At 56.7% G+C, this 10,252-nt stretch carries 12 protein-coding genes; 9 read left to right on the forward strand and 3 right to left on the reverse strand.

Annotated features, from left to right (window positions below):
• Positions 1–814, forward strand: an 814-nt coding sequence (locus tag V7080_RS16230; RefSeq protein ID WP_334189435.1) for an alpha/beta hydrolase domain-containing protein, incomplete at its 5' end; no start/stop codon positions are given.
• Between the two features lie 448 nt (positions 815–1,262).
• Here the strand turns inward: V7080_RS16230 and V7080_RS16235 are convergent.
• A complete protein-coding gene (locus V7080_RS16235; RefSeq protein ID WP_334189436.1) occupies positions 1,263–1,514 on the reverse strand; it encodes a DUF1059 domain-containing protein in 252 nt (83 codons plus the stop codon).
• 397 nt (positions 1,515–1,911) lie between these two features.
• Positions 1,912–2,928 carry an integron integrase gene (locus tag V7080_RS16240; protein ID WP_334189437.1) on the reverse strand — a complete coding sequence of 339 codons (1,017 nt, stop codon included), beginning with the start codon at positions 2,926–2,928 and terminating at the stop codon, positions 1,912–1,914.
• A gap of 198 nt (positions 2,929–3,126) precedes the next feature.
• Here V7080_RS16240 and V7080_RS16245 point away from each other — a divergent pair, with 198 nt between their 5' ends.
• The 8 genes from V7080_RS16245 (at position 3,127) to V7080_RS16280 (ending at position 9,098) form a co-directional block, all read left to right on the forward strand.
• A complete protein-coding gene (locus tag V7080_RS16245; RefSeq protein ID WP_334189438.1) occupies positions 3,127–3,975 on the forward strand; it encodes a site-specific integrase in 849 nt (282 codons plus the stop codon).
• Between the two features lie 6 nt (positions 3,976–3,981).
• A complete protein-coding gene (locus tag V7080_RS16250; protein WP_334189439.1) occupies positions 3,982–5,154 on the forward strand; it encodes an IS91 family transposase in 1,173 nt (390 codons plus the stop codon).
• Between the two features lie 290 nt (positions 5,155–5,444).
• Positions 5,445–5,930 carry a hypothetical protein gene (locus V7080_RS16255; RefSeq protein WP_334189440.1) on the forward strand — a complete coding sequence of 162 codons (486 nt, stop codon included), beginning with the start codon at positions 5,445–5,447 and terminating at the stop codon, positions 5,928–5,930.
• A gap of 113 nt (positions 5,931–6,043) precedes the next feature.
• Positions 6,044–6,604, forward strand: coding sequence for a hypothetical protein (locus tag V7080_RS16260; protein WP_334189441.1), 561 nt, complete (start codon positions 6,044–6,046; stop codon positions 6,602–6,604).
• A 428-nt stretch (positions 6,605–7,032) separates the two neighbouring features.
• Entirely contained in the window at positions 7,033–7,419 is a 387-nt protein-coding gene (locus tag V7080_RS16265; protein WP_334189442.1) for a hypothetical protein, read from the forward strand.
• An 84-nt stretch (positions 7,420–7,503) separates the two neighbouring features.
• Positions 7,504–8,001 carry a hypothetical protein gene (locus tag V7080_RS16270; RefSeq protein ID WP_334189443.1) on the forward strand — a complete coding sequence of 166 codons (498 nt, stop codon included), beginning with the start codon at positions 7,504–7,506 and terminating at the stop codon, positions 7,999–8,001.
• Positions 8,002–8,310: 309 nt separating this feature from the next.
• Positions 8,311–8,508: a hypothetical protein gene (locus V7080_RS16275; RefSeq protein WP_334189444.1), complete on the forward strand. Its 198-nt coding sequence runs from the start codon at positions 8,311–8,313 to the stop codon at positions 8,506–8,508.
• 209 nt (positions 8,509–8,717) lie between these two features.
• The gene (locus tag V7080_RS16280; RefSeq protein ID WP_334189446.1) at positions 8,718–9,098 is read left to right on the forward strand and encodes a nuclear transport factor 2 family protein; all 381 of its coding nucleotides are present in this window, start codon (positions 8,718–8,720) and stop codon (positions 9,096–9,098) included.
• Positions 9,099–9,456: 358 nt separating this feature from the next.
• Here the strand turns inward: V7080_RS16280 and V7080_RS16285 are convergent.
• Positions 9,457–10,252 (reverse strand): ribonuclease E/G (locus V7080_RS16285; RefSeq protein WP_334189445.1); only part of this gene is annotated, 796 nt, incomplete at its 5' end.

Here is a 10,252-nt window from a genome sequence, read left to right on the forward strand (position 1 = left end):
TCGCTACTACATCGCCAGCTCCTCCCACGGCGGCGGCGCCGGCGGGTTCAATACCAGCCTGAACCCGACGCCGGTGGCCAACTGCCCCGGCAACAACTACGGCTCGGGTATCCTGCCCGCCAACCCGGTACCCCACACGCAAACCGTGAATGCCCTGCGCGTGCATTTCCGCAACTGGGTCATGAAGGACACGGCACCGCCCGACAGCATCTATCCGACGCTGAATGGCAGAAGGGCGGATGGCGAGCAAAACCGCGGCCGTAACATCCCCGACCTGGTGGAAGCCAACAAGGAGGCGATGGGCTTCCCCACCATCCCCGGACTGCGCCCGACCGCACCCGAGCCCGGCTTCATCATGCCGGTGCTGGACTATGACTGGGGCCCGCTCTTCAACTACACCGACGCATCCGGCGTTCCGACTAACGCGCCGCCGCCGATCAAGCAGGTCATCAAGATGCTGGTGCCGCGGGTGGATGCCGATGGCAACGAGGTGGGCGGCGTCCCGGTCGTCCTGCTCGATGCGCCGCTGGGCACCTACCTGGGATGGAACATCACCGCCGGCGGCGCGCGGCCGTTCCACGCGGGCCAGATCTGCAACTATGTCGGCGGCATGGTGCCGTTCGCGAAGACGAGGGCGCAGCGCCTGGCAAGCAACGATCCGCGCCCGTCGCTTGAGGAACGCTACGGTTCCCATGCGGGCTATGTGGAAGCGGTGAGGAAAGCGGCGGCGAACGCCATGGCGCGCGGGTTCCTGCTGAAGGAAGATGCCGATGCGCTGATTGCGGCGGCGGAAGCCAGCGATGTGCTGAAGTAATTGACGGTGTCATCGCCGGGAGGATGGCGCAGGCGGAACGGCCGGCGCGGTTTCTCCCGGCATGGAGCCGGTCGGTCGTACGCGAGCGCAAAAGGAGAAGGGTTGCCTTGGGATCTGTAGAAGGATGATGCCGCAATGTTTTCTGAAGGTACCTACACCTTGTTGCATAAATAGTGACTTGTCGTCCCCGTGAAGACGGGGACCCAGAGATGCGTCACGTTCCTCGTTTGTGTAGCCGGTGCATTCCTGGATTCCCGCCAACGCCCCGTCCGCGAACGAGGTAGTCGGAGGGGGAATGACGAATAGATTGCATAACGCTTTTATGAAATGGCTTCCAGTATCCAGAACAGACTTGATCAGAAAGTGCACGGTTATCTGCTGGATATGAACACTTTTTCCGATCAAATAAAAACGCCAACCCGAATGGATCGGCGCTGCAAACATAGGGTTAGTGTGCGTGCGAAGCATCGGAAGGAACATTGCCGGCCTGGTTCGTCATGTGCGGCAATTCAGGCGGCATGCCGTCTTTAAAGAACTGGCGCAGCTGCTGCCGCAGTTCCGGCGAATCGCTGTGATGGTGCACCGAAACCGCGTGGTCCACCGCGGCTTGCAATAACTCGTCCTCATTGTCGGCCGAGATTGCTACCGAACAATGCATGTCACTGGGTACTTCCCGACAATCGATAAATTTGCGTGTCATGATCAGCTCCTCACAAAATGGGCAGGCACGATGCCTGCCCATTTCAGTATAGTCAGGCAGTGCAATCCGGCGCTGAAAAATAACCATGCGGAGCATGGCGGGTATCCACGCAGGCTATGTAGAGGCATTGAACAACGTGTCGGCGGACGCGATCGTGCGCGGATTCATGTTGCAGGAGAATGCCAAGCTGATCCGGTGACGTAGGGCAGCGATGTGCTGAAGCAGGCGCCGAATCAAGTGTCCAAAGTGGCCGGCAATCTGCCAGCCACACCGGTGCATCCCATTTCTTGATAACCCGCCTGTGTCCGGAAAGGAACCGGCAGGCTACCGAAGGCATGCCATAGGGCTTCCATAGTGCGAGCGGCAGTTGGCTCGATAATGTCCCTTCGGGCAGGACTTACTTCATGCGATCAATGGGCGACACCACGCCATGGCCGCCACGGTTCAATACATGCACGTAAATCATCGTCGTCGATACATCGCTGTGTCCAAGCAATTCCTGCACAGTACGGATGTCGTAACCGGCTTCCAGCAAATGCGTGGCGAAGGAATGGCGAAAGGTGTGGGCCGTCACCCGCTTGGTCAGCTTTGCCGCCTCGACGGCCCGCTTGATGGCACGCTGAAATGTCTGCTCATACATATGATGACGCCGCACGATGCCGGAGCGCGGATCGGTCGATTCATGGTCCGAAGGAAAAAGCCAGAACCATCCCCATTGCACCGCTGCCTTTGAATATTTGCGCTCAAGGGCATCGGGCAACATCACACCGGGGCGGGAACCGGCCCGGTCTGCATCGTAAAACTGCCTCGCCCGTGCGACCTGCTCCTTGAGCGGTGCGATCAGTGCAAGCGGCAGCATCGTGACCCGGTCCTTATGGCCCTTCCCATCGCGAATCATGATTTCACGCCGACCGAAGTCCACATCCTTGATCCGCAAGGTCATGCATTCCATCATGCGCATGCCTGTCCCGTACAACAGTCTGCACATCAGGGCATGAATACCTTTCATTTCATCCAGAACTGCAGTCACTTCCCATTCGGTCAGAACGGTCGGTAGGCGCGGTGGCCGATTGGGCCGGTAGATATCCTGCAGCCATGGAAAATCGGTTTGCAAAACCTGTTTGTACAAAAACAGCAGCGCGCACAATGCCTGCTTGTGGGTGGAAACGCTCACATTCCGTTCACTGGTGAGGTGCGACAGAAAAGCCGCGACCTCCGTTGCTCCCATATCCATGGGATGCCGAAGGCCATGATAGCGGATGTACCATCGGTTCCAGTAGACGTAGGCTTCTTCCGTCCGTAAGCTATAGTGCTTGTCGCGGATGCAACGTTTGACTTGGTCAAGAAGCTTTGGTGGCTTTGCAGCAGTGGGCAAGGAAGTCGTATCGCTGGTGTGTACGGAAGGTGTCTGCATTTCGTGGTTATTTAGTACTGTATAAAAAAACAGTATATTGGTGAAATGTAGTTCTGACAACGCTTCTCAGCTGTTTAATATTCTAGGTTGAACTAAACCGCTGCGCGGTGGCAAGAAGCGCAACGAAGGACGGTGCTCGACGAGCAAGTCTCCTACGCTGGACTTGGGAGTGTTCCCAGTTCACTCGAGGAGAGCATCATGAGTCCGCTTCGTCAGCAGATGATCGCCGACATGCAATTGCGCGGTCTGGCCCCGCGCACCCAGAAGGCCTATCTGGCGGTGGTCGAACAACTGGCCGGTTACTATCATCAGTCGCCGGCGTACCTGACCCAGAACCAGATCCACTGCTACCTGCTGCACCTGATCGAAGAGCGCAAGCTGGCCTGGAGCAGTACCAACCAGGCAGCCTGCGCGTTGCGCTTCCTGTACCACACGACACTGCATCAGCCCGATACGTATTGCTGCATCCCGGCCCGCAAGACCGCCGCCAAGCTGCCGGAAATCCTCTCGCCCGACGAAGTCGCCCGTCTGCTGGATGCCTGCCTGCTGCTCAAGCACCGCGCCCTGCTGATGACGACCTACGCAGCGGGATTGCGGGTCTCGGAGACCTGTGCGCTGAAGGTCGATGACATCGACAGTGAACGCATGATGCTGCGTATCGAAGGAGGCAAGGGAGGCCGCGACCGCTATTCACTGCTATCGCCGCTGCTGTTGGCAACATTACGTCAGTACTGGCGTGCAGAGCGGCCACGGCACTGGCTGTTTGCCAAAGGCAATGGCAGTGGCCCGATCGATGTGTCGCACGCCCGGAAAGCGTTTTACCGCGCCAAGCAACGCGCCGGCATCCACAAGGAGGGCGGCATTCACAGCCTGCGGCACGCATTCGCCACCCACCTTCTGGAAGCCGGCGTCGACATCCATACGATCGGGCGCCTGATGGGCCATGACAAGATCACGACCACGGCGCGCTACCTGCACCTGCGGCAGCAGCAGGCAAAGACCAACTCGCCATTGGACCTGCTGTCGGCACTGAAGAACAGGCAGTAGCAGAACGTGGCGCACTGCGGCCGCACCCAGTTGGCCGATATTTTTCGGCTGCACGGGCAAGACTACCTTGCCACGCATGCGCTCGCCCGCTCGCAAGCCAAGGCATGGCGTGCAATCGTCTCCTGCCGCACCCCGGCACTGGGCGGCCACGTCGACCGGTGTGATGCCTGCGGCACGACCCGGCATGTCTATCATTCCTGCCGCAACCGCCATTGTCCGCGCTGCCAGACACGTGCGAAGGAACAGTGGATCGCCGCCCGGCACAGGGAACTCCTCCCGGTCCCTTATACGCATCTCGTCTTTACGCTCCCGCATGCGCTCAACAACCTGGCCAGCCACCACTTCCGGGCCATCACCGACCTCCTGTTCGCGTCGGCGGCGCAGACGCTTTCCGCCTTCGGCGCCAATCCGCGCTGGCTGGGCGGGAAGCTGGCGTTCTCGCTGGTGCTGCATACCTGGTCGCAGAACCTGATGCGGCACCTGCATGTGCATGCGCTGGTTGCCAGCGGCGCGCTGACCGATGACGGCCGCTGGGCCTGCAGCCGGCGCGGCTTCCTGTTCCCGGTCAAGGCGCTGTCGAAGGTGTTCCGCGCGAAGTTCATTGCGGCACTGGGCCAGGCGCGTGAAGCAGGACGCCTGCAGCGCCATGGCGGCATCGACGACAACGCATGGCAACAGCTGCTGCGCGCGCTCTATCGGCACGACTGGGTGGTGTACGCGAAACAGCCGCTGGGCGGACCGGCGCAGGTGCTGGACTACCTGGCACGCTACACCCACCGCGTGGCCATCTCCAATGAGCGGCTGGCAAGCATGGCCGATGGCATCGTCTCGTTTCGGGTGCGCGACAACGCCAATGCCGGCAAGAAGCGCATCGAACGGCTGCCGGCGCAGCAGTTCATCGGCCGCTTCCTGCTACATGTGCTGGCGCCGGGATTCAAGCGCATCCGGCACTACGGCATTCTTGCCGGCGTCCACAAGCACCAGCAACTGGCGCTGTGCCGGCAGGCACTGGAGGCGCCGGAACCAGACACTGCCGTGATCGAGGCGGTCGAGGCGTTCTTCCAGCGGGTGACGGGACAGGAACTGGCTTTCTGCCCACATTGCGGACAGCCCACCATGCGCTTGATGGAAGTGGTCGCACCAAGCCGGTGGCGCGCTTGCGCGACAGGGCCGCCATGAACAGGGCCCACGAAATGCACGAAATGCTTTGCGACGCGAGATGGCAAGCGACGGCGCCAGGACGGCGCTCGTCCAGTGCTGCAAGATCGATGCAAGGTCAAAGCAGGGCCGGTCACCCCCGACACGCGCCTGCTTGTCGGCACGTGTATCAAATCACAGATGTGGTCAGCGAGCATTGGATTCGCTTGCCAACCCACCCCCCGTCCGGCTTACAATCCCCATAACTTCCGCCAGAGATGGCGGTCCAGTCCAACAGCGTTTATCTGCCGCTGCCACACCGCAACCCTTGATTGACGCTGCTGGAGCGACAGATAAACTCTATTCGTTTTAAATTTCATATGAGCGATCGTGTCTCGTACGACGGGCAAACCACCTTAACGCGCGCATTTGGCGTTCTGGGCGCTATCGCGGTCGTCTACGCTTTATGTTTCGAAGTGCGCACCGCAATCCAAACTGGCGAGGTCTACGTCGGGAACGTCCGCTACGCCTTAGGTGGCAAGCGCTTCACTGAGGTTTATGTACCCTGGCAGTTGGCAGGCCCGCTACTCATTGAACTAGTCTTCGTTTTTCTGTGCTGCGTGGCAATGGCCGTTCCATCGGGCCGACGTCTCATCGGTAACATTCACCCATTCATCGCTCTTCTCTTCGGGCTAATTTCAGCGCCGCTGATTGCACCCTTTTGTACGTCCGTTATCGGCAACGTTGCGTTTCTAGTGTTTGGCAGTCTTGTAGCGGCGTTGTTCTTGAAACTTAGGTTGCCGAAGGGCTTCCGATGAAACTTAACATGTCAATTGACACGGACCCACAACAGCAGGAGGCGACTTCTCCGCTAGTTTTGGTGGTCCGGTCATCTTTACGTTAGCCTACACAGCCGAGTAGGAGAGAAAATATGGCGGAAAACAACATTGAAGGATACTTGCGCTGGATTACTCCAAAGCCAGTCGATCCCACATATTCAGTGCTGAAGGCTCATTTGCTTCTTGAAGAGCTGCTTCGGGCATTTCTTGCCAAGACTCTTCCGCATCCCGAAGTACTACGCGGCGCGCGTCTGACTTTTGGTCAGCTGCTCGCCGTCGCGCGCTCCTGCTGCACTTCCGTGTCCCCCGATCACTGGATGTGGAAGGCCATTGCAGATCTAAATAAGCTTCGTAATATGCTGTCTCACGAAGTCGAACCAAAAGACCTCGCCGAAAAGATTTCGGAGTACGCAGACTTCGTGGCCTTACAAAGCAAGACGCCATTTCCTGAACCAACATTGGGCAAGGGTGAAAACATTCCTCCCAACTTTGACCAGCCATTGTTCGGCCTGGTCGATATCGCGACTCTTGGGCTATATATTCAAGCTGCTGCCAAACTCGGCTTTGATGTTGATAGTTTTCTTGGCTTGGAGACGAAAAGGGAGAGTGAAGTCGCGGCTAAGGTTCATTCTGGTGCATCTTTGTCCAGCTAACATTTCGATGAACCTGGACGCAATGCGCCCGTTATCGCAGCGTTAGGCATATGAGCAATCGCATATACGAACTGGCGAAGCGGCGAACACCAGACGATCTAGAGTTTGTTGGTGTTGATCTCGTAACTGATCCAGTCATTCACCAACTGTGTGTCTGGCGTGGCGTTGGCTATCACACACATGGTGCACAATGCTCCGTGCAAGAGCTACTAAGTTCTTGGCAAGAACACTTGACACTCTCCGGTGCTGAATGGCTCATTCCAGTTCTGAAGCGATTTATGAATGACGATTCATTTCCCGTCGAGGCGATATTACATGCATACCATGAGCACCATGGGCGTCCGGCCCCATATCGCGAAGTTCAATAGGCCTAACATGGAAATCAACGCAGCCGGCTTCGCCGCTGGTTATCCGACACGTTAGAGCACATGCAAGCATCTCGTCTCTCTTCGATTGCCCTCGCCGTAAGCGGTGTGGGGTTGGCCTTACACCTCTATACGGTCATCTTTAAGGCAGGGGGTGAACTCAGCTTCTTTCTGGTCGCGTTGTTTTTGTGGTCCTGCGCGCCGTACGCAGTTGGGGCCGGACTTTCATGGTTTGTTCGTACCCAGGTGATCGCGTTTGGCGCTGTGAGCGCTTGTCTTGTCGCAGATGCTTTCATGCACTACTCCGTGTTCATCGCTCCGAAGAGCTCCACCGCGGCGCTGGGTCTAATTTTCATGCCGCTTTGGAATCTGGTGGCGGTCGGTCCACTCGGTGCGCTGTTGGCATGGGCTGTTTTGAGAATGCGTGGGAGCAGAGCAAATGCGCTCTAACAAGTCAATCGACACGGACGTGCTTTCAACGCGCTTTCGCCAGCCTGCTGTTAGTTCGCCATTTATGCGTTACGCAAACAAAAATTGAAGCTAAGTCCGGCGTATCTTCCGCCTATTTTTGTCACTGTTTTTACGGCCATAGTCGTAGGAGTAAGTAGTGGGTATTTTGCCTGGATGGTTACGTATTCGGATGCATCAAATTCTTTTGGAATGTCGCTCATCCGAGGGCTTTTCTGGTATCTCTGGCTAGTTCCAATCCTTGCGGGAATATTTGGCGTTGTTCCGGCACTAATAAAAGTTAATCTGGCTTCTTTGCTGTGCTGGATAGTTGCTACGCTGCTTTGCTGTCTTTGCATTTATGGCTTTTATTTCACAATAAATGAGTGCAATGTTTCTGCTTCTGTTTTAGAAGTTAAGCATGTAATGTCATTTGAGGAGACTGAGTCTATTACTTTGTATAGAAAAATCTGTCCAAACGGTTTCAAGTATGTAAGCAGCAAAACGGGGAAACAAGTGCATGTCATCGGTTTAGAAGATTTAGTACATGGCACAAAAATATCGATCGATGAACAGGGGTATTAGGCACTGTGTCAGCATGGCTACCGATTACTCCAAGCCGTGACGCAAGGGGCGAGGTAGATTTCAACTCCACAGTCCAATACCTAAGTCATGCATTGAGAGCGGATAACCGCACAATTGCCTGCGACGAATGGGGCTGAAAGGTATTGAGGCCTGTGCGTATGTTCCGTATGCTTCCGTGAAGGCCTGGATAGAAAATTAGAATAGCTTGGATACAATACTCAACCAGAATGTGGGCGCGCCTAACATGGGCTTGGACTCGGGCACGTGGCCGTGCCGATCAACCGAACGTTGAATCCAAATGAGGAAACTTTGCAGACACTACTGATAATCTTGGGAATTGTTCTGGCATCGGTGGCAGCCTTGATTACCTGTTTCTTCGGCATCTCGTGGTTGATCAAGCTCTTCGGGCAAGAAAAGGTTGAGCGCTACACGAAACTGCAAGTGCAAGGTCCGTTTGTTCCTATGCCCAAAAAGGATGGTGATAAGGAAGCAAGTCCGCATGAATAACTTTAGGTTTAACGCACCGGTGAACAACGACTCGTCGAGCCGGCCTCCTCGGCATTAGTCGGATGCACAATATCCACTAACGTTGGACAGGTTTTTTACGTCGTACACGATGACTACGGCGACTTCTTCTTGCGTCGCTTGCTTGTGTTTGCCGTTTATGTCGAGCGTCAGCGCTCGTTCAACCTGACGCGCTCACATTGAAAGACCATATGCCAACGACTGAAACTATTGAGCGCTTCATCAAGCGAGTTGAAGAGGGCGCTCATGCAGAGGCCTGCGAAGAGTTTTATACCGAAGACTCCTCAATGCAGGAGAATCAAGGGCCGCCGAGAATCGGAAGAAGCTCGCATGTAGCGAATGAACGGAAAGTGCTCGCCAGGGCAAAGTCCGTAGAGTCACGGTGCATACGCCCCGTTTTCGTTGCCGACAACAAAGTAGTTATCCGCTGGATCTTTCGTTTCGAGTGGCTCGATGGGACCGTCACCGAGATGGAAGAGCTGGCTTATCAGCGCTGGGAAGGCGAGCAGATTGCGGAAGAGACGTTTTTTTATGACCCCGCGCAACGCGTGCCTCGCAAACCGACCGCTTGAACACAGAGTGCCGATGGTGCCAGATCATCCCGTCGAAAGACGGCAAGGCTGGCTCTGCAATGCCTCTGTGTCAAATTGCGGGGGTATTACGCCGATGCAGCGTGAAAAGAAAATGGAAGCGCATGTTTCGCTCATGGTTCTTCCGCATGAGTAACAGACCTATCCTGATGAAAGCAACAGCCCATTCTGCTGCCGCACTACTGGCGTGCATTGCTGCCGGCAGCTTGCGTTCATCGAAGGCTCGTGAATTTAGCTAGGCAATGCTTGAACAGTGGCGAGCAGCGCTGCAGGCCAAAATGATTCATCCAAGACGACGTCTGCCAGCCTGGCTGCCGGCCAACCGTTACAGCCGCAATATCTACATCAAGATGATGTCGTACTGCTCTTGGTGATACAGCGTCTCCACCTGCAGCGAGATCGGCTTGCCGATGAAGTCCCCCAGCATCGCGAGATGCGGCGATTCCTCTTCAAGAAACATATCGATCACCACCTGCGATGCAAGGATGCGGAATTCGCGCGGGTTGAACTGCTTCGCCTCCCGCAGCAGCTCGCGCAGGATTTCATAGCACACGGTGCGCGCCGTCTTCACCTGTCCCTTGCCGCCGCAGGCAGGGCAGGTTTCGCAAAGAATATGTGCCAGCGATTCGCGCGTGCGCTTGCGCGTCATTTCCACCAGCCCCAGCGCCGAGAAGCCGGAGACCGATACCTTGGTGCGGTCGCGCGACAACGCCTTGTGCAGCTCGGCCAGCACCGCATTGCGGTGCTCGGCGCTCTCCATGTCGATGAAGTCGAGGATGATGATGCCGCCGAGATTGCGCAGCCGGAGCTGGCGCGCGATCGCATGGGCGGCTTCGAGGTTGGTCTTGAAAATCGTGTCGTCGAAGTTGCGGCCGGTGACGTAGCTGCCGGTGTTGACGTCGATGGTGGTCATCGCTTCGGTCTGGTCGACGATCAGGTAACCGCCCGATTTCAGGTCGACGCGCCGCCCGAGCGCACGCTGTATTTCCTCTTCCACTCCATACAGGTCGAAGAGCGGCCGCTCGCCGGTGTAGTGCACCAGCTTGGCCAATACCGATGGCGTGTAGGTGGTGCCGAACTCGCGCAGCTTGACGAAGTTCTCTCGCGAGTCGACCTGGATGGTGGAGGTGTCATCG

The sequence above is a fragment of the Noviherbaspirillum sp. genome (assembly GCF_036846085.1).
In the GTDB taxonomy this organism is placed as follows: domain Bacteria; phylum Pseudomonadota; class Gammaproteobacteria; order Burkholderiales; family Burkholderiaceae_D; genus Noviherbaspirillum.

Coding starts and splice junctions, on each gene's coding strand:
- V7080_RS16280 (WP_334189446.1), top strand. CDS start 8,718: ATGCCAACGACTGAAACTATTGAGCGCTTCATCAAGCGAGTTGAAGAG.
- V7080_RS16245 (WP_334189438.1), top strand. CDS start 3,127: ATGAGTCCGCTTCGTCAGCAGATGATCGCCGACATGCAATTGCGCGGT.
- V7080_RS16260 (WP_334189441.1), top strand. CDS start 6,044: ATGGCGGAAAACAACATTGAAGGATACTTGCGCTGGATTACTCCAAAG.
- V7080_RS16235 (WP_334189436.1), bottom strand. CDS start 1,514: ATGACACGCAAATTTATCGATTGTCGGGAAGTACCCAGTGACATGCAT.
- V7080_RS16265 (WP_334189442.1), top strand. CDS start 7,033: ATGCAAGCATCTCGTCTCTCTTCGATTGCCCTCGCCGTAAGCGGTGTG.
- V7080_RS16240 (WP_334189437.1), bottom strand. CDS start 2,928: ATGCAGACACCTTCCGTACACACCAGCGATACGACTTCCTTGCCCACT.